The following is a 17,997-nucleotide window of genomic DNA, read 5'->3' as shown; positions in this document are numbered from 1 at the left end:
TTCAAATATTCCCAATATGATCCTGTGCCAGGGCGCGTAGAGTAGTAGCAGGAGGTCGATATGACACTGAGATATGTAATTGTTCAGCAACCCCCAAAAGTTGCCCAGCTGTTTTTGCTTTACCATGCCGTGGGTGATAACCCTGACGCCATGGGGGAAATTGGCAGCTGGTTTGCGAAAACCTTCCCTGCGGCGCTGGTCGTGTCGGTGGGATCGCCAGGGCCTGGCGGTCAATGGTTTAGTGAGGCCGGACTTCATGATAAAAGCGAGCAGCAGTGCGTTAACGCCAGTATGCCGCAGTTTGTTGAGTCCGTTCGTCACTGGCAGCAGCAGAGCGGCATAAGTCCGGAAGCCACGGCGCTGGTCGGGTTTTCACAGGGCGGAAGCATGGTGCTGGAGGGCATCAAAGCGCACAACGATCTGGCGGGACGCGCAGTGGTGTTCAGCGGACGTTTTATTACCCTGCCGGAGAGCGCCAGCACCCGCACGACGGTGCATCTGATTCATGGCGATTATGATGACCGCGTGCCACTGGCACATGCTCATCAGGCCGAACAGCGTTTAACCGCACTCGGCGGTGACGTCACGCTGAATGTTGTGGACGATCTGGCCCACGCCATCGACCACCGCAGCATGAATTTTGCCCTGCATCATCTGCAGTACACGGTGCCGAAACGCTACTTTGACGAGGCGTTGGGCGGGGCTAAACCCGGCGATGATGATGTGATTATGACAATGTAACCGGGCACGCCCTCGCGACCGCGAGGGCGCAAACGCGTTATTTCTTCTTCGGCCAGTCTTCGTCGTCATCCCATTTGTCGTTGAAATCACGATGAGGCGGGAGATCGGGCTTGTTATCCATAAACTTTTTGTGATCGATGCGTTTCAAATCCTTATACACATTCATCAGCACACCGACCATCAGCAGGACCACCAGGATCCACCAGTAATCTTTAATAAACTCCACAGGCCCGCTCCTTTCCTCGCTGTCAGGCGATCAATTGTTCCATGATGCGTTGATACATCCGGCTCAGCATCTGCAAATCGGATGCTTTCACGCACTCGTTGATTTTGTGAATCGTGGCATTCACAGGCCCCAGTTCGACCACCTGCGACCCCATGCGGGCAATAAAACGCCCATCAGAGGTGCCACCAGACGTCTGCAACTGCGGCTTGATTTCATTATAGTGCGTAACGGCGTTGACTACGGCATCCACCAGTTTACCGCGTGACGTCAGGAAGGGCTGACCGGAGAGCTTCCATTCAATGGTGTAGCGCAACTGATGGCGATCCAGCAGTTCTGCCACACGTTGCTGGATCAGGCTGTCGGTGAGTTCGGTACTGAAGCGGAAATTGAACTGTACGAACAGTTCACCGGGGATCACGTTATTGCTGCCGGTGCCTGCCTGGATATTGGCGATCTGCATACTGGTGGCCGGGAAGAACGCGTTGCCCTGATCCCATTCGGTCGCCACCAGTTCATTCAGCGCGGGCATCGCGCGGTGTACCGGATTATCGGCAAGCTGTGGGTAGGCCACATGGCCCTGTACCCCATGTACCGTCAGGTTAGCCGTAATCGAGCCACGGCGGCCGTTTTTCACGACGTCGCCCACGATTTCGCTGCTGGAGGGTTCGCCGACCAGGCAATAATCCAGACGTTCGTTACGCGCCATCAGCCGCTCGACCACTTTGACCGTGCCGTTGGTGCCGCTGGCTTCTTCGTCAGAAGTAATCAGAAACGCCAGCCGCCCTTTATGGTGAGGATTGACTGCGACAAAACGTTCTGCGGCAACCACCATGGCGGCCAGCGAGCCTTTCATGTCGGCAGCACCACGACCAAACAACATGCCGTCGCGAATGGTCGGCTCAAATGGCGGATTGATCCAGCGGCTGGCGTCACCCGGTGGCACCACATCGGTATGACCAGCAAAGGCCAGGGTTTCCCCTTCACCGCGCGTAGCCCAGAAGTTCAGCGTGTCGTCGATGTTCATGGTTTCGATGTGGAAGCCGATTGCCTGCAGGCGGGCAATCAGCAGCGCCTGGCATCCGGCGTCATCGGGGCTGAGAGAGGGACGACGAATAAGCTGCTGCGTCAGCTCAATGACCGGACAAAACATATTATGACTTCTCCTGAAGAAGATTCTGGTAAAGGGTTTCACTGAAACCCAGCAGCAAGGTGCCATCGGCGGTGCGCAGCACAGGGCGCTTAATGATCGCGGGCTGCGCCAGCATCAACGCTTTGGCGCTGGCGGCATCCGTAATGCTGTCACGCTCGGATTCGGGCAGCTTGCGCCAGGTGGTACCGCGCGTATTCAGCAGGTCCTGATAACCGAGGGCATCGATAAACTGCTGGAGCTGTTCGTCGGTCAGGCCGTCAGCCCGGTAATCATGAAAGCGATAATCCACGCCGGCCGCCTCTAAAAAACGCCGTGCTTTTTTGATTGTGTCGCAATTTTTAATGCCAAACATGACCCATTGCCCGCTCATCGCCTACTCCTGTCCCGTAAAAATGCGCTGAGCAGTTTACCATAGTGTGATCTTATGCAGCATCCGCCAGCGGCGCTCCGCATCGAATAAAATACGTAAACAGACAGCCCTGAGGTGTACGTAAACGGTTTCAGTTTGAGCGCTAATGATTTCCTGGTTTATCACTTCTCCTTTAAGAATTTCCTTAAATGCCATTTTTAGGCTACGTCCTGGTTAAGCACCCCGCGAAACCTGTCAGGCTAAGGCTTTGCTGAAATGTGCGTCAGCCAGCAAATCAGAAAAGACTCAGCTTTTTTGCGTCTTTGCCGATAGTACTAACAGGTGTAAACGTATTCACCAGGCGAAAAAAAAGGCGTAATATTGCCACTACAATAAGAGAGGGTTCTATGATTGACACCGAAATGGGGAACTGGAAAGAATTTATCGAAGCGATGTTACGTAACAAGTAACACGTCACGAGAAAAGCAGGGCACTTTCCCCTCTGCTGTAGTTCTTACCACACACAGAAATAAAACGGCCGCTGTTTCCAGAGGCCGTTTTTTTTGCCTGTCTGGTTCGCCAGACAGGCGGGCAGGTTAGTCGGGATGTTTCTCTTTCAGCGGGAAACGACGACGCACCAGCACAAAGAACAGCGGTACAAACAGGATGGCTAACAGCGTGGCGGAAATCATTCCCCCCATCACGCCGGTGCCCACGGAGTGCTGACTGCCTGATCCTGCGCCGCTACTGATCGCCATTGGCAGGACGCCGAAGATAAAGGCCAGTGAAGTCATCAGGATCGGGCGCAGACGCTGGCGTGAAGCCGCAAGCGTGGATTCAATCAGCTCGCCGCCCTTGCTGTTAAGCTCGTTGGCGAACTCGACAATCAGGATGGCGTTCTTCGCCGAAAGCCCGACAACGGTCAGCAGGCCGACCTGGAAATAGACGTCGTTTTCCAGCCCGCGCGTCCAGGTGGCGATCAGGGCGCCGACCACACCGAGCGGCACAACCAGCATCACAGAGAACGGAATCGACCAGCTCTCATACAGGGCCGCCAGACAGAGGAACACGACCAGCAGCGAAACGGCGTACAGCGCCGGAGCCTGAGAGCCGGACAACCGCTCCTGATACGACGCACCCGTCCACTGGAAGCCCACACCGAGCGGCAGGGATTCAACCAGCTTCTCCATTTCGTTCATCGCGGTACCGCTACTCACGCCCTCTGCGGCTTCTCCCACGATCTCCAGTGAGGAGTAACCGTTATAGCGTTCCAGACGCGGCGAGCCCGTTTCCCAGCGGCTGGTGGCAAAGGCCGAGAAGGGCACCATGGTGCCACTGCTGTTACGCACGTACCATTTGTCGATATCATCGGGCAGCATGCGATAGGGCGCATCAGCCTGCACATACACTTTTTTTACCCGCCCCCGATCCAGAAAGTCGTTCACGTAGCTTGAGCCCCAGGCGGTGGCGAGCGTGTCGTTAATGGTATCCAGCGACACGCCCAGCGCCTGCGCTTTACGCTCATCAATATCAATTTGCAACTGTGGGCTGTCATCAAGGCCGTTATGACGGACACGGGACAGAAGCGTATCTTTGCTGGCTTTGTCCAGTAGCATGTCGCGCATGGCCATGAGCTTGTCATGCCCGATGCCGCCATGATCCTGTATCTCCAGGTCGAAGCCCGATGAACTACCCAACCCGGTAATGGCCGGCGGGCTGCTCGCAATGACCATGGCCTCATTGATGTGTTTAAAGGCTTTACCCGCGCGCTTAATGATGGCGAACGAGGTACGATCGGCACCCGGTCTGTCACCCCAGTCTTTCAAACGGATAAACAGACGCGCGACGTTTTGTCCATTCCCGCCGGGACCTGAACCGATCGTTGAGAAGACCGACAGCACGTTATCTTTCTCTTTCGTCAGGTAGTATTTTTCCACTTTGGCCACCACCGCCGAGGTCTGATCCATGCTGGAACCGGCGGGCAACTGGACCTGCGTCAAAATCATGCCGCGATCTTCCTGTGGCAAAAACGACGAAGGCAGGTGAAGAAACAGAAACGCCATGACGCCAATTATCCCCACATAAAGCAGCAGCCAGCGGCCGCCTGTGTGCAGGATGCGGGCAACGCCACGCTCATAGCGATCGGCATTGCGGTTGAAATGATAGTTAAACCAGCGGAAGAAGCCGCGCTCGCCGTGGTGTTCACCTTTGGCGATGGGTTTGAGCAGCGTGGCACACAGGGCTGGCGTCAGGATCATTGCGACCAGCACGGACAGGATCATGGCGGAGACAATCGTCACCGAAAACTGGCGGTAGATGGCGCCGACGGTGCCGCCAAAAAAGGCCATGGGAATAAAGACGGCGGACAGCACCAGCGCAATCCCCACCAGCGCGCCCTGAATTTGCCCCATTGATTTTCGGGTGGCTGCGCGCGGCGAGATCCCTTCCTCGCTCATGATACGTTCGACGTTCTCGACGACCACAATGGCATCGTCCACCAGCAGGCCTATCGCCAGCACCATGGCGAACATGGTCAGGGTGTTGATACTGTAGCCGAAGGCAAAGATCACACAGAAAGTGCCAAGCAGCACCACCGGCACGGCGATGGTAGGGATTAACGTGGCCCGGAAGTTCTGCATAAACAGATACATCACGCCAAATACCAGCAGAATGGCTTCCAGCAGGGTTTTGACCACATCGGTGATTGAGGCTTTGACAAAAGGCGTGGTTTCATAAGCGATCTTCGCTTCCAGCCCATGCGGAAAATAGTGTGATAACTCATCCAGACGTGCCCGCACCAGCTTATCCGTGTTCATCTCGTTGGCACCGGAGGCCAGTTTGATACCCAGTCCAGAGGCGGCCTGGCCATTGTAGCGGCTGAGGGAATCGTATTTTTCAGCGCCGAGTGCCACCGTTGCGACATCGCCCAGCGTGACGACGGAGCCATCGGGATTATTCTTCAGGGTAATCGCTTTAAACTGGTCGGGCGTTTGCAGCATCGACTGCGCGTTCACCGTGGCGTTCAGCGCCTGATTATTGACTGCCGGCAAACCGCCCACCTGGCCGACGGCCACCTGAGTGTTCTGAGATTTGATGGCATTCACCACATCATCGGTGGTCAGGGCATAGGCGGTCAGCTTGTAGGGATCGAGCCAGATGCGCATGGCATATTGGGTGCCGTAGGCATCCACTTCACCGACACCATCAATTCGGCTTATGGGATCCTGAATATTACTGGCGACATAATCAGCAATATCTTGTTTGTTCATGCTGCCGTCAGTGGAGACAAATGCCACCATCAAAATATTGCTGTCACCGGTTTTATTGACGGTCACACCTTGTGACTGCACCGGTTGAGGTAACTGACGCAGGGCTGCCTGTAACTGATTCTGGACCTGCTGACGGGCTTCGTCGGGATTGGTGCCGGCAGTAAAGGTGAGGGTGATTTGCGCCTGGCCGGTATTGCTGCTGTTCGAGGACATATACATCAGATTATCGATACCGGTCATATTCTGTTCGATAACCTGGGTAACGGTATTTTCCAGCGTTTGCGCCGAGGCACCAGGATAGGTCGCGGTTATACGCACGTTGGGCGGCGCTAAGTCGGGATATTGCTCAACGGGAAGCGAAATAATGGCGAGCGTGCCGCAAAGACACAATAAAATTGCCAAAACCCAGGCAAAAATAGGGCGGTCGATAAAGAAATTCGACATGGAATCGGCACTCCTCACTGCTTTTATTATTAATATGACCGATGCAGCGCGTAACGTACGAAAGTATTCCATGACATCACGCACGACCAGGCGACTACTTTACGTGCGGGCAGGGTTTGAAAAGTGGAGAAATTATAAAGAATGTGTAAATTGGCGCGCTTTTTCTCAACGATGTCGACGTTCAAGCCACAGGATGGTCGCCGCAACGCGTGAGCGAACCTCAAGTTTGCGCAGGATATTACGAAGATGTACCTTCACCGTCTCTTCTGAAATTTGCAAGGTATCAGCAACGGCTTTGTTGGACAGGCCTCGCGCCACTTCCTGAAGCACGTCGCGTTCGCGTTCTGTCAGCAAACGGAACGGATCGTCGCTGTTGTGACGCGTCGCGAGCGAATGCCGGACCGCCTCGCTAAAGACATTTTCGCCCTGTGTGGCCTGTACGATCTGGTTTAGCAGGATTTCCGGTTCACTGTCTTTCAGCAAATACCCATCGGCTCCCGCATCCACCATGGCGAAGATATCACTGCGCGCATCCGACACCGTCAGCACCAGAATCCGCGAGTGGATGCCTTCATGACGAAGCGCTTTCAGCGTGTCCAGGCCCGACATCCCTTTCATATTCAGGTCGAGCAGGATGACGTCCGGTGTCAGGCGACGGGCCTCAGCCAGTGCTTCGGTGCCGTTGCTGGCTTCCGCGACGACCTGAAGCGTCGGGTCGAGCGCCAGTAACTGCCGAATACCGCGACGCATAAGCGGATGGTCGTCCACAATCATGATTGTTAAAGTCGGTTGTTCCATGTTTTCTCCCTGTCACCTGACGCTGCAGGTTGTCGCATGGGCAATGCGGTTCGTCAAGCGGCGGCTGCAGCGACCCTCTGTGGTGCTGTCATTGTAATGATTAACCCGATGGCCTGCCGTTGATCTGCCACATGCCCTGTGATGCGAGATGCAATAAAAGTAAAGCCGTGTTACGTGCGGCTAGTCAATCTCTGATGCCGGACGCGGTGGAAAGCGCAACACAATCTGTGTTCCACACGGCTGCGAACGAATGTCTAACTGGCCAGACAAGCATGCTGCGCGCTCGGTCATGGTGATGAAACCATAATGCCCCGGGGGTTCTTCTGTGCTGATCATGCCCGTGCCGTCATCAGTGATTGTCAGTGAATGCTCACCTGTATCCGTGATCCGGTAGTCGACGGTAATCAAACGGGCATTCGCATGGCGAATGGCATTCAGGACGGCTTCCCGGGCAATTTGCAGGACGTGGACCTGTTGCCGGGCATCCAGTTGCTGCAGGCCTGGCTGGCAGGTCAACCGGATATCAGCGACAGTCTGAGACTGAAGCGGCGCAATCATCACGTGCAGAGCAGCCTCCAGATCGGCCTTTTCAATCGTCAGACGAAAGGTCGCCAGCAGTTCGCGTAGCTGGCGGTAAGCCTCTGCCAGTTCGCGATCAAAATCTGCAATGATCGCCTGTGCCGACTGATCGGAGGCGGACAGGCTGCGCCGAAGCTGCATCAGCTGTATCCGCAGGTAAGTCAGTGACTGCGCCAGCGAGTCGTGCAGTTCACGTGCAATCGTGGCGCGCTCCTCAATCAGCAGCATTTGCTGGTACTGCTTCTGGGTTTGCCAGATCCAGATCGACCGTCCCAGCATCGCGGCCAGGCTGCCCATTAACGCGGCGGAAGGGGCCGTGCCGCCGGTTTGCCAGCGCAACGTGCCAACACGTTGATCGTCCTGTTTCAGCGGTAAATGCTGCCAGGCCAGCGCGGGATCGTGCTGGCCCGCCTCACAGGTAAACTGCTCGCCCTGAAGCTGAATGAAGGCAATATTCTCTTTGCCGACGATGCGGTTCAGCACATCATCGAAAAGCGCCGGTTGCAGCGAACGGCTGGTCAGGATTTGTGAGCTTTCATAGAGTAAGGAGAGCGTATGATTCGCCTGGGTTAAGTCCCGGGTTTTGTCGCGGACCCGTTGTTCCAGTTGCTGATAATGGCACTGTAATTGTGCAGCCATGCTGCTGAAAGTCTGTGACAGGACTTTCAGCTCGTTCTGCTGCTGCACATGCAGGGGCGGAAAGGCAAAATTGCCGCTTTCCACATAGCGGCTGGCTCTGACCAGTGCATTGAGGGGTTTAACGACCTGCTGGCGGGTAAAGCGGATCGTCATCAGAGCGAGCGCAACAATGGCGATCACGCCCGTCAGGCTGCTGATGGCCACGACGCGCATTTTCAGTTCGGCGTAGCGCTGTAGCGCCAGTACGAAGCGGTTAATTTCGTCAACGTAGTTGGGCATTTGTTGCCGCCAGGCATCTGACGCGTTCGCCCGCAGATGCTGTGCCAGACCGGGCCAGCCTTCGCGTAAACGCTGATAGTGATTAATAACCTTGCGCGGCACCCAGGGGCGATCGAGTTCCTGTAACACGGCGGCATCAAGCGTTTGTTGATACTGCGCCAGGTGCGCCGTCAGCAGCTGCGGATCTGCTCTGGCATCCCAGGCCAGGCGGTAACTTTGCATTCGCAGCGATCCGGCCAGATTAATGGCTTCCGCATCGCGCAGGCTACTGGAAAGCGTCAGCAGCGCCAGGCCGGTCGTCAGTAACGCCAGCAAGACAATCCACGTTAACGACAGCGCGATACTTCTGGTAACAGAGCGTTTAACAATCACGACAATAACACCTTTACTGACAGGGAATCATAAGAGCGGTGCCAGAGACACCCGACGACTTATTACAAAATGCCCGAAAACAGCGGCGCTGTGTACGCAAACTCACCCCCGTTGACGTTTCCCAGGAATGTCCACTTACGAATGAACATTGCTGCCATAGCTTTACACCTTGCCCATGTTGGCTTTCATTGCCTCGCTAATACTCAACACCATGTTTTACTCAGTGACCCACGCAAGTTCAGGAGGAAGTATGAAACGATTACCTGTGTACCTTAGCGCTGCTCTGTTGGCCACTGCTTCATTCTCTACTCTTGCTGCCACGGCAGTGGACCGGCAGGAAGCCCAGGGGCTGCAACGTATCGGCAGCGTCTCGGTGACAAATGTGAACGGCTCTCTGGATGATGTCACCCGCCAGCTTTCGCAGGAGGCCAAATCAGAAGGTGCCCGCCATTTCCGTGTCATCGGGGTTGATAACCCCGGCGACTCCAGCCTGTGGACCGGCACTGCCGAAATTTACCGCTAAACCCCTCTGTTACCTTCCCTGTAGCCCTTACCGGTCGCCTGTCGGCCGGTTTTTTTGTGATCTCAGAAAAGTTTTTTACAAATCGTCCGGCTTATCTCCTCGGTATATTTTGCTTCGATGTTGCATAACGGTTAGGATTCATCGCCGTAAATTCCCGCGCTGCTTTTCGTTAACTCACAGGCAAACGCACAGAGGAAGAAAACCCATTTCGCACTGCTAAACGCAATCGTTTGGATGCGCGATGACTTATGGTCAGGACAAACAGGAAGGCTATGAAATCTACGAAGAAAACCGCAGCAGACATGCGCGCTGCGAAACGACGCTGGCTCAATTCCCACGACTCCGGCTATAAGAAAGCCATGGGTAATCGTCACGTACAGATGATTGCTATCGGTGGCGCAATTGGTACAGGTCTGTTCCTGGGCGCAGGTGCCCGCTTACAGGCTGCGGGTCCCGCTCTGGCGGTAATCTATCTGGTCTGTGGCATTTTCTCCTTCTTCATTCTGCGCGCGCTGGGCGAACTGGTTTTACACCGTCCCAGCAGTGGAAGCTTTGTTTCCTATGCACGCGAGTTTATGGGTGAAAAAGCCTCCTATGTGGCAGGCTGGATGTATTTTGTTAACTGGGCCATGACCGGGATTGTCGATATCACCGCCGTGGCACTGTATATGCACTACTGGGGCGCGTTTGGCGATGTCCCACAATGGGTGTTTGCCCTGGGCGCGCTGGCGATTGTGGGTACCATGAACATGATCGGCGTAAAGTGGTTTGCCGAAATGGAGTTCTGGTTCGCGTTAGTCAAGGTGCTGGCGATAGTGATATTTCTGGTGGTCGGCGTGGTGTTCCTGGGCAGCGGTAAACCGCTGGACGGCAATGCAACAGGTTTCCACCTGGTCACGGATAACGGCGGCCTGTTCCCGCACGGCCTGTTACCGGCGCTGGTGCTGGTGCAGGGGGTGGTCTTTGCCTTCGCTTCGATCGAACTGGTGGGCACGGCCGCAGGTGAGTGTAAAGATCCGGAAACCATGCTGCCGAAAGCGATCAACAGCGTAATCTGGCGTATCGGTTTGTTCTATGTCGGTTCCGTGGTGCTGCTGGTGCTGTTACTGCCGTGGAATGCCTATCAGGCCGGGCAAAGTCCGTTTGTGACCTTCTTCTCTAAACTGGGCGTGCCGTATATCGGCAGCATCATGAATATCGTGGTCCTCAGCGCCGCGCTGTCCAGTCTGAACTCCGGTCTGTACTCGACAGGCCGTATTCTGCGCTCCATGTCGATGGGCGGCTCAGCACCGAAATTCATGTCAAAAATGAGCAGCCAGCAGGTGCCTTATGCCGGGATTCTGGTTACCGTTTGCGTCTATGTTGTCGGCGTAATACTCAACTACTATGTGCCGTCACAGGTATTCGAGATTGTCCTGAACGTCGCGTCACTGGGGATCATTTCGTCCTGGGGCTTTATCGTGCTGTGCCAGCTGCGTCTGCGCAAAGCTATTAAAGAAGGCAAGGCCGACGACGTCAGCTTTAAGCTGCCGGGCGCGCCTTTCACTTCCTGGCTGACGCTGCTGTTCCTGTTCAGCGTGCTGGTCTTAATGGCGTTTGACTATCCAAACGGCACGTACACTATTGCCTCTATTCCGCTGATTGCGGTGATTCTGGTTCTGGGCTGGTTTGGTGTGCGTAAGCGCGTTAACGAAATTGCCGCCACGGAGCACGAGCATCACGAGCACGATGGCAAATCATCCTGACGGTGATCTTGCCTGAGATATCAATGCCAGCCTGCGTGCTGGCATTTTTTTTCGGTGTTTTTGGCGGTCTTGATGATTGCGTGCGCAGACACGTAATTCAGATAGTTTTCTTGCATCCCACGACCTATCATCATTGGCTCCCTTCTCACTTGCGGAGCGCCTATGTCGTCCAGAATCACTATCATCAAAGATAAGCTGCTGTCTGAGAACTGGTTTGTGTTGCGTAACATCACCTATGAGCTAACCGACAGCCATGGCGACGTCGTGCGTCACAAACGCGAGGTGTACGATCGCGGCAACGGTGCGACAATTCTGCTCTATAACCGTGAAAAAAACAGTGTGGTGCTGACGCGCCAGTTTCGCGTGGCGACCTACGTGAACGGTAATGAAGACGGAATGTTAATTGAGGCCTGCGCGGGCTTACTGGATGACGACTCGCCAGAGGATTGCATCCGTAAAGAGGCCATTGAAGAGACCGGCTATGCGGTAGGCGAGGTCGAAAAACTGTATTCGGTCTACATGTCACCGGGCGGCGTCACTGAACTGATTCACTTCTTTGCGGCGGAATATCACGAATCACTGCGCGAGAACGCTGGTGGCGGTGTTGAAGATGAGGCCATTGATGTGCTGGAAATGCCTTTTCCTCAGGCCATGGCGTGGGTGAAAGACGGACGCATTCGTGATGGTAAAACCATCATGTTATTGCAGCACGCCCTGATCGCAGGCTGGCTAACGCTGTAATCCTGCACGAAGCCGATGCGCAAACCATCGCATCGGCTTTCCGCTTTATACGCACGTCATCACGCGGTCGGCGACGCACTCCGGGTGCGCCTGCAGACGCGCCAGTGCCTCGGCATACGAAGGCATCGAATGGGCCGCACCCGGTCGCTCCACACATAATGAGGCAAACGCGGCCGCATACAGCGCCGCCTGATCCAGCGCAACGCCTGCCGCGAGCCTGGCCGCCAGCGCGCCGTTAAACGCATCGCCCGCGCCGGTCGTATCCAGCGGGGTGGCAGGAAACACGGGAATATGCCGTTGCTGCTGGCCGTCAGACAGTAACGCACCCGCCGTCCCCAGTGTAATAATGATCTGGCGCGCCCCTTTGCGATGCAGAATTTCTGCCGCCTGCCGGGCACTGCGGATATCGTTGACGTTGATGCCGGTCAGCAGCCTCGCTTCCGTACTGTTCGGGGTCAGCAGATCGACTTTTGCCAGCAACGTATCGCTGATTTTTTGAAACGGCGCGGGATTAAGAATCACAAAGGTATTGGCGGCCCGCGCATTATCAATCATGCGCTGTATCGCGCTCAGGTTGTTCTCGAGCTGGACCAGCAGAATGTCCGCCGCCGCGACGGTGGGTTTGCAGCGCGTGACTTCCGCCGCCGTCACGGTAAGGTTGGCGCCCGGATAGACGGAAATCATGTTTTCGGCGTCGTTTCCGGCAACGTAGATCAACGCATTGCCGGTGGGTTTCTCCTTACAGGTGAACAGTGTAATCGCATCAAACCCGGTTTTTTCCAGATGGCGGCGGGCAAACACACCAGAGTCGTCCTTGCCCACTTTGCCAATATAGTGCACCCGGGCGCCCGCGCGCAGTGCGGCGGTGGCCTGATTCGCACCTTTACCGCCCGGTCCCATCATGCTGTGCTGAGCAATCAGCGATTCGCCCGGCAGGGGAAAGCGGCGCATACCGGCGACAATATCCAGATTGAATGAACCAAACACACAGACTTTGCCTTTCATTTTCGCTCCCCAAAGTGGCGTTCGGCAGCCAGGCAGGCACCACGGCAGCCCGTGTAATCGGTGGCATGACTGAACACGATCCGTAAACCGTGGCGCGTGACGGGTGGCCGCAAACTGCGCTGAATGTGGTGTTGTAACTGCGCCAGCGGAAAACCGGCCATCGCCAGCACGCCACCGCCCAGAATCAGGTATTCCGGATCGAGGATGTTCATTTCACTGGCGATCAGGTGCGCCAGCCGCTGGACGAAGGCCTGCAGATCGGGATGATCCCCGTGTCGCGTAAACAGTTGTGACAGGGCGGTGTCCGGCTGATGCGTCGCCGCCCACTGGCTCAGCCAGTGACCGGAGATCAGCGTTTCCGCACAGCCGCGATTGCCGCACGGGCAGGGCAGGTCATTGCCGGGCAGGGGAATATGCCCCAGTTCACCCGCGCCGCCATGATGACCATGATAAAAGCGGCCTTCCAGCCACAGGCTATTGCCTAAACCGGTGCCGGGATACAATCCCACCGCGTTGTCGGGCAGGGCATCAAGCTGTAGCAGATCCCATAACATCAGGTGGTTGACGTCTTTATCCATGGCGACCGGCACGCCCAGTCGCTTGCTCAACTGGGCTGCCACAGGTTGCCCATCCAGTGCCTGAATAAAGGGTAACGAGATAACCTGCTGACGATCGCGGCTGAGAATACCCGGGAGCCCGAGCATTACGCCGCTAATCGCTTGTGACGCCAGCGTGTCAATAATCACATCGCCCAGGGCGTAAAGCGCATCCGTTTGCTGTGCCCAACTGGCGGTCGCTATTTTACGGAATCCGCACCAGTGCTGGCCGTCTTCCATCAGTTGCAGTCGGGTGCTGGTGCCACCGATATCCATTCCAAGCCAGCGTTGTTTCATGCAGACTCCTGTGCCAGTCCCTGTGCGGCATCAATGCTGCTGCGCATCATGTCCCAGGCGGTGCTGAGATCGTCATGCACGTTGAACAGGCCTGAGGTGCCGACAATCAGCACTTCTGCGCCGGCCTCCAGTAGCGTGCGGTAGGTTCGTTGATTACAGGAGCCGTCAATTTCGATGAGGAAGTCATAGCCCTGTGCCTGTTTCAGGGCCTTAAGCTGCTGGATCTTCTGCACCATCTCGGGAATAAATGACTGCCCGGCATAACCCGGATCGACCGTCATTACGGTGATCTTCTCCAGCAGATGAATATAGTGATGAATAAACGACACGGGCGTAGCGGGATTTAAAACCACGCCCGGCTTTTTCCCCAGACTGCGGATCAGGTTGATCACCCGGAAGGCATCGCGGTTGATGGTCTCTGCATGCGGACAGATATAGTCTGCTCCCGCTTTCGCGACGGCCTCGATAAAATCGGTCGGCTGTTCCACCATCAGGTGAACGTCTATCGCTACGGGCGTATGCGGACGAATTTGCTCAATAAAGAACGGCGACAGCGTGATGTTTTTGACGTAATGCCCGTCCATGATATCAACGTGCAGGAAATCAGCGCGGGTGTTCAGGACCGCCAGCTGCTGTTTAATCTCCATCAGATTCATGCACATTAATGACGGCGAGATTTGAATACGCATTATACTTCCTTTTTCTCAGTCAAGGGATTCAGGGCCGCGCTTAAACGTTTGCTGCGCGTTACGGCCCGGCTTTCATTTAGTCGGGCTTTGCCTTGTTTAACGGCCAGCACCACAATCAATACCGCGCCCCACATTGCCAGGCTGACGTGCGGACTGATGTTCATCAGACTGAACCCGGTGGAAAGAATTTGTAGCGCGATCAGCGCCAGCACGACGCCGGTGACCCGGCCAAAGCCGCCATTGGGATCGGTGCCGCCAAGGATGATGGCCAGCACGGTGAGTAAGAGATAGGCATCGCCATAACCCATGCGGGCGGAGTTAAAGCGCGCCATCATCACCAGCCCCGCCAGTACGCACAACAGGCTGGAAAGGATATATACCAGCATCACCATACGGTGCGTGTTGATGCCGCTAAACCAGGTCGCGTTGATGTTGCTGCCGCCCATATAGATGCACTTACCGGCGCGGGTTTTGCCCAGAAACAGGGCCAGCAGGGCGGCCGCCAGCAGAAAGAGCCACAGGGGCAACGGCACGCCCAGTAAGGTATCGGCACCCAGAGCCCTTACAACGGGAGGCATACCGCTTACCGCCGCGCCTTTGGTCAGCCAGATACCGATGCCGTTAATCGTGATCATGGTTGCCAGCGTCACCAGGATGGGATGTGCGCCAATACGCGTTACCATGACGCCGGTAATCAGGCCAATGAGTGCAGCAATCAGCATCGCACCCAGTACTGCCAGCAGTAACCACACGAGTTGCTGAGCGGTTCCGGCCCCGTCCGGCACCCTGTTTAGTAAGACCCAGGCGATAAACAGGCTGGTCAGATTGGCTGTGGTGATAATCGCCAGATTGAGTCCGCCACTCAGGATGGCAATAAACATCGCCAGGGTGAGTAAGCCCAGTTCCGGCAGTTGGAACGCCATGCTGAGGAAAGTGGCGTCGGTAAAAAAGCGGCCGGGTAACAGAATGCCGAACAGCGCCAGCGAGAAGGCAATCAGAAGCAGCAGGCCAACATTGGTGCCATCCGGTTTTAACGCAGCGAATCTTTTCATATCTGTTTCTCTCCTCAGACAAAGCTGACGTCAGTTTCTTTGCGCTTCTTAAAGTGGGTGACAGCAATGGCGGCCATGATGACGGTACCGACCACGATGTTCATGAAGTAGTTGGATACGCCGATCAGGTTGAGTCCGTTCTTCAGAACCGCGATCAGGAAAACCCCCATCAAGGTGCCACTGACGGTGCCCTTGCCGCCCATCAGACTGGCTCCGCCCAGTACGGTTGCCGCCAGCACATCCAGCTCACCACCCACCAGGGCGTTGGGGACGACTTCACCCATGCGGTAGACCTGAACCAGTCCGCCAATCGCGGCCATGGCCCCCAGCCAGCCATAGGCAAAGAGGGAGATCAGGCCAACGCGAATCCCGATACGCCGTGCGGATTCCGCATCGCCGCCCACGGCATAGAGTTGACGACCTAAATGTGTTTTGTTGAGGATCACTGCTGTCAGCGCCGCAATGAGCAACAGGATGAGCAGCGGCAGGCCGAGCTGAAAGGCTTGTCCCTGCCATTCGAACGGCAGCACGTTACGCAGCGTGATCCACCAGTCCGGAAGCTGATACAGGCTGCGTCCACCGGTCACCCACATCAGCAGGCCAAACAGCAGCGACTGCATACTAATGGTGATGATGATGGAGACGACCCGGAGCCAAATGATCAGCCAGGCGTTAATGACACCAAACAGCGTGCCGCAGGCTATCGCCAGTGCAATACTCAGCGGCGCGTTAGCAAACTGGTAATGCACAAACAGCGAGGCGATCAGGTACTGCACCACAGAGGCGACGGCCGCAAAGGAAATATCAATGCCGCCGGTCACCAGCACGACAAACAGTCCGAGGGCGAAAATGCCGGTAACCGCGTAACTCTCGGCCAGATCCAGCAGGTTTTGCACGGTCAGAAACTGGTCGCTGGCGAAGGAGAAAATCACAATGAACAGCAACAATACCCACGTCAGCCAGCCCTGACTGGAATGAGGACGTAAACGGGAAAAATCAGGCATTGATCACCTCCGCCAGTTGCTGTTGCGCTATGCGGTCTGGTTGATATTCGGCCTGGATGGTGCCCTCGCGGAAATGCAAAATGCGGTCGCAGTTGTACCAGACCTCGGGGACTTCATCGGAAATCAAAATGATCGACAGGCCTTCGCGTGCCAGTTCGTGAATAAGTTGATAAATACTCGCTTTTGCCCCCACATCCACGCCGACGGTGGGCGAATCGAGGATGAGCAGGCGCGGCTGCGTCAGGACCCATTTCGCCAGCACAATCTTTTGCTGATTGCCGCCGGACAGCGTTGAGATGGCTAGCTGTGGATCGGCAACGCGCACGCCCAGTTGCTGAATCCACTGAAGAATCAGCTTGTTCTTGCGGTATTCATCAATCAGGTGGAAGCGGTTTTGCAGCTGGTTAAGAATGGGCAGCACCATATTGTCGGCCACCGATTGTTGCTGAATCAGCCCCAGCGTCAGGCGATCCTCAGATACATAGCCAATCCCGGCTTTGATGGCATCTTCATGACTGCGAAAGCGCACGGGTTTACTGTCCAGCCAGATCCTGCCGCGGTCTGGCCGGGTCATGCCGAACAGGGAAAGAGCCAGCTCAGTACGTCCCGATCCCAGCAGACCACACAGCCCCAGCACCTCACCTTCGTACAGCCGAAAATTAACATCGTGGTACTGACCTGCACGGTGCAGGTTTTCCACTTCCAGAATGACCCGATCACCGTTGCGCGTAGGGGTTTTTAACTGATAATCAAGTTTTTGCCCGGTCATCAGCTCGGTGAGATGGTGCGGTGTCATAGCCTGCGCCGGCCAGCAGCCAACCTTGCGGCCATCGCGAATGACGGTTACGCGATCTGATATTTCCAGCACCTCGTCCAGGCGATGGCTGACAAAGACCACACAAATCTTTTTCTGTTTGAGATAGCGTACCGTGCGCAGCAGTTGATTGACTTCGGTACGGGTGAGGGAAGCGGTGGGCTCATCCATGATCACCAGCCGCGCATCCGCCACCAGCGCGCGGCAAATGGCGACCTGCTGTCGCTGAGCGATGGAAAGGTGCGCGACACTGTCGTCAAGATTGAGGTCAAACTGCAGTTCCTCAACAATACGCCGGGCACTGTCAACCAGGGTTTTGCGCTGATGCCAGCCAAATAACCCGCGCAGATTGTGTTCAAATGCGATGTTTTCGGCCACGCTCAGGTTCGGGAACAGGGACAGATCCTGGTAGATGACCTGAATACCAAAGTCTCTGGCCTGCTGAGTCGAGAGGCGGGGCAAGCGGTCTCCGTCACCTAAACGAATTTCGCTGCCACGATCCGGCGCATGTACGCCGGATATCACTTTAATGAGCGTACTTTTGCCACAACCATTGGTACCGGCAAGGCAGTGCACTTCGCCCGCCAGCAAGGTCAGCGAGATATCGCTCAGAGCACGATTCCCCCCAAAGGTTTTCGACAGTTTTTCCAGGGTGATAAGCCTTTGCGGCGCGACCGATTGCATC

The 17,997-nt window shown here is 55.8% G+C and carries 17 protein-coding genes; 5 read left to right on the top strand and 12 right to left on the bottom strand.

The genetic code is table 11. From position 1 onward, the window contains the following. Nucleotides 1-60 precede the first annotated feature (60 nt). Nucleotides 61-741: an esterase gene (gene ypfH / locus RAC90_RS11375; RefSeq protein ID WP_006120422.1), complete on the top strand. Its 681-nt coding sequence runs from the start codon at nucleotides 61-63 to the stop codon at nucleotides 739-741. A gap of 37 nt (nucleotides 742-778) precedes the next feature. Here the strand turns inward: ypfH and RAC90_RS11370 are convergent, their stop codons facing one another. From RAC90_RS11370 to RAC90_RS11360, 3 genes are read right to left on the bottom strand one after another with little or no spacing between them, the layout of a single operon-like run. Beyond that, nucleotides 779-967, bottom strand: a complete 189-nt coding sequence (locus tag RAC90_RS11370; protein ID WP_006120420.1) for a YpfN family protein — start codon at nucleotides 965-967, stop codon at nucleotides 779-781. A 22-nt stretch (nucleotides 968-989) separates the two neighbouring features. Then, nucleotides 990-2,117 carry a succinyl-diaminopimelate desuccinylase gene (gene dapE, locus RAC90_RS11365; RefSeq protein WP_006120418.1) on the bottom strand — a complete coding sequence of 376 codons (1,128 nt, stop codon included), beginning with the start codon at nucleotides 2,115-2,117 and terminating at the stop codon, nucleotides 990-992. A gap of 1 nt (nucleotide 2,118) precedes the next feature. Next, a complete protein-coding gene (locus RAC90_RS11360; RefSeq protein ID WP_006120416.1) occupies nucleotides 2,119-2,487 on the bottom strand; it encodes an ArsC family reductase in 369 nt (122 codons plus the stop codon). 386 nt (nucleotides 2,488-2,873) lie between these two features. Between RAC90_RS11360 and ypfM the strand changes: the two genes are divergently transcribed. Then, nucleotides 2,874-2,936, top strand: a complete 63-nt coding sequence (ypfM, locus tag RAC90_RS11355) for a protein YpfM (protein ID WP_139015967.1) — start codon at nucleotides 2,874-2,876, stop codon at nucleotides 2,934-2,936. Between the two features lie 126 nt (nucleotides 2,937-3,062). Here the strand turns inward: ypfM and acrD are convergent, their stop codons facing one another. The 3 genes from acrD to narQ form a co-directional block, all read right to left on the bottom strand. After that, complete coding sequence (gene acrD / locus RAC90_RS11350) at nucleotides 3,063-6,179, bottom strand: multidrug efflux RND transporter permease AcrD (protein WP_033740838.1); 3,117 nt, start codon at nucleotides 6,177-6,179, stop codon at nucleotides 3,063-3,065. 165 nt (nucleotides 6,180-6,344) lie between these two features. Next, entirely contained in the window at nucleotides 6,345-6,977 is a 633-nt protein-coding gene (locus RAC90_RS11345; protein WP_164482396.1) for a response regulator, read from the bottom strand. A gap of 180 nt (nucleotides 6,978-7,157) precedes the next feature. Then, complete coding sequence (narQ, locus tag RAC90_RS11340; protein ID WP_375124345.1) at nucleotides 7,158-8,846, bottom strand: nitrate/nitrite two-component system sensor histidine kinase NarQ; 1,689 nt, start codon at nucleotides 8,844-8,846, stop codon at nucleotides 7,158-7,160. Nucleotides 8,847-9,096: 250 nt separating this feature from the next. On the opposite strand from narQ, the gene RAC90_RS11335 reads away from it, so the two are divergent. The 3 genes from RAC90_RS11335 (at nucleotide 9,097) to nudK (ending at nucleotide 11,855) form a co-directional block, all read left to right on the top strand. Next, nucleotides 9,097-9,369: a DUF1471 domain-containing protein gene (locus RAC90_RS11335; RefSeq protein ID WP_006118378.1), complete on the top strand. Its 273-nt coding sequence runs from the start codon at nucleotides 9,097-9,099 to the stop codon at nucleotides 9,367-9,369. A gap of 272 nt (nucleotides 9,370-9,641) precedes the next feature. Further along, on the top strand, nucleotides 9,642-11,114 hold the full coding sequence (gene ansP, locus RAC90_RS11330) for an L-asparagine permease (protein ID WP_033740834.1): 1,473 nt from the start codon (nucleotides 9,642-9,644) through the stop codon (nucleotides 11,112-11,114). 162 nt (nucleotides 11,115-11,276) lie between these two features. Then, the gene (gene nudK, locus RAC90_RS11325; RefSeq protein WP_033740833.1) at nucleotides 11,277-11,855 is read left to right on the top strand and encodes a GDP-mannose pyrophosphatase NudK; all 579 of its coding nucleotides are present in this window, start codon (nucleotides 11,277-11,279) and stop codon (nucleotides 11,853-11,855) included. A 45-nt stretch (nucleotides 11,856-11,900) separates the two neighbouring features. Here the strand turns inward: nudK and RAC90_RS11320 are convergent, their stop codons facing one another. Genes RAC90_RS11320 through RAC90_RS11295 form a run of 6 tightly spaced genes read right to left on the bottom strand, consistent with a single transcriptional unit; the run spans nucleotide 11,901 to nucleotide 17,996 of the window. Continuing rightward, complete coding sequence (locus RAC90_RS11320) at nucleotides 11,901-12,860, bottom strand: ribokinase (RefSeq protein ID WP_324030204.1); 960 nt, start codon at nucleotides 12,858-12,860, stop codon at nucleotides 11,901-11,903. Next, nucleotides 12,857-13,753: an allose kinase gene (alsK, locus tag RAC90_RS11315; protein WP_324030206.1), complete on the bottom strand. Its 897-nt coding sequence runs from the start codon at nucleotides 13,751-13,753 to the stop codon at nucleotides 12,857-12,859. The genes RAC90_RS11320 and alsK overlap by 4 nt, the downstream gene beginning before the upstream one ends. Beyond that, nucleotides 13,750-14,442: a D-allulose 6-phosphate 3-epimerase gene (alsE, locus tag RAC90_RS11310; RefSeq protein WP_324030208.1), complete on the bottom strand. Its 693-nt coding sequence runs from the start codon at nucleotides 14,440-14,442 to the stop codon at nucleotides 13,750-13,752. Before alsE ends, alsK begins: the two co-directional genes overlap by 4 nt. Then, nucleotides 14,442-15,494 (bottom strand): ABC transporter permease, encoded by a 1,053-nt coding sequence (locus tag RAC90_RS11305; RefSeq protein ID WP_033740830.1) that lies wholly within the window; start codon nucleotides 15,492-15,494, stop codon nucleotides 14,442-14,444. Before RAC90_RS11305 ends, alsE begins: the two co-directional genes overlap by 1 nt. 14 nt (nucleotides 15,495-15,508) lie before the next feature. Beyond that, nucleotides 15,509-16,498 carry an ABC transporter permease gene (locus RAC90_RS11300; protein WP_324030210.1) on the bottom strand — a complete coding sequence of 330 codons (990 nt, stop codon included), beginning with the start codon at nucleotides 16,496-16,498 and terminating at the stop codon, nucleotides 15,509-15,511. Beyond that, nucleotides 16,491-17,996 carry a sugar ABC transporter ATP-binding protein gene (locus RAC90_RS11295; protein WP_110268322.1) on the bottom strand — a complete coding sequence of 502 codons (1,506 nt, stop codon included), beginning with the start codon at nucleotides 17,994-17,996 and terminating at the stop codon, nucleotides 16,491-16,493. The genes RAC90_RS11300 and RAC90_RS11295 overlap by 8 nt, the downstream gene beginning before the upstream one ends. Nucleotide 17,997 lies beyond the last annotated feature (1 nt).

It is taken from the genome of Pantoea sp. CS_6 (genome assembly GCF_041954745.1).
Classification (GTDB): domain Bacteria; phylum Pseudomonadota; class Gammaproteobacteria; order Enterobacterales; family Enterobacteriaceae; genus Pantoea; species Pantoea stewartii.
This window is presented reverse-complemented; position numbering and strand designations above follow the sequence as displayed.

Excerpts from the sequence above, each read along its gene's own strand:
- RAC90_RS11345 (WP_164482396.1), bottom strand. The coding sequence starts at position 6,977 with ATGGAACAACCGACTTTAACAATCATGATTGTGGACGACCATCCGCTT.
- RAC90_RS11300 (WP_324030210.1), bottom strand. The coding sequence starts at position 16,498 with ATGCCTGATTTTTCCCGTTTACGTCCTCATTCCAGTCAGGGCTGGCTG.
- RAC90_RS11335 (WP_006118378.1), top strand. The coding sequence starts at position 9,097 with ATGAAACGATTACCTGTGTACCTTAGCGCTGCTCTGTTGGCCACTGCT.
- RAC90_RS11360 (WP_006120416.1), bottom strand. The coding sequence starts at position 2,487 with ATGAGCGGGCAATGGGTCATGTTTGGCATTAAAAATTGCGACACAATC.
- RAC90_RS11305 (WP_033740830.1), bottom strand. The coding sequence starts at position 15,494 with ATGAAAAGATTCGCTGCGTTAAAACCGGATGGCACCAATGTTGGCCTG.
- acrD (WP_033740838.1), bottom strand. The coding sequence starts at position 6,179 with ATGTCGAATTTCTTTATCGACCGCCCTATTTTTGCCTGGGTTTTGGCA.
- RAC90_RS11320 (WP_324030204.1), bottom strand. The coding sequence starts at position 12,860 with ATGAAAGGCAAAGTCTGTGTGTTTGGTTCATTCAATCTGGATATTGTC.
- ansP (WP_033740834.1), top strand. The coding sequence starts at position 9,642 with ATGAAATCTACGAAGAAAACCGCAGCAGACATGCGCGCTGCGAAACGA.
- nudK (WP_033740833.1), top strand. The coding sequence starts at position 11,277 with ATGTCGTCCAGAATCACTATCATCAAAGATAAGCTGCTGTCTGAGAAC.
- alsK (WP_324030206.1), bottom strand. The coding sequence starts at position 13,753 with ATGAAACAACGCTGGCTTGGAATGGATATCGGTGGCACCAGCACCCGA.
- dapE (WP_006120418.1), bottom strand. The coding sequence starts at position 2,117 with ATGTTTTGTCCGGTCATTGAGCTGACGCAGCAGCTTATTCGTCGTCCC.
- alsE (WP_324030208.1), bottom strand. The coding sequence starts at position 14,442 with ATGCGTATTCAAATCTCGCCGTCATTAATGTGCATGAATCTGATGGAG.
- RAC90_RS11295 (WP_110268322.1), bottom strand. The coding sequence starts at position 17,996 with ATGCAATCGGTCGCGCCGCAAAGGCTTATCACCCTGGAAAAACTGTCG.
- ypfH (WP_006120422.1), top strand. The coding sequence starts at position 61 with ATGACACTGAGATATGTAATTGTTCAGCAACCCCCAAAAGTTGCCCAG.